1 protein-coding gene is annotated in these 263 nt (G+C 62.7%); it reads left to right on the forward strand.

From position 1 onward, the window contains the following. Positions 1-57 precede the first annotated feature (57 nt). Positions 58-263: nuclear transport factor 2 family protein (locus ACZ3HG_RS24015; protein ID WP_465334920.1), on the forward strand; the 206-nt coding region annotated here is incomplete at its 3' end.

Here is a 263-nt window from a genome sequence, read left to right on the forward strand (position 1 = left end):
CAGATCGCCTCGGTCGACTTCGAGATCGACGAGCAGTAGAGGAAGTACCCAGGCGCCGTGAAGAGCGAGGATGGTTTCTCGATGCCCCGAGTACGTGCGGTCACCCCCACCGTGGCAGAGGAGCTCCGCGACCTGAAGGCACGCTATTTTCACTACGTCGACCTGAAGCAGTGGGACGAACTGCGCGGACTCTTCGTGGACGACTGCGTCTTCGAAGGACTGTGGGCCGCCGCGCCCGACCCCGACACGTTCGTGGAGAACCT

This window comes from Erwinia sp. PME.40.26/001, from assembly GCF_055556675.1.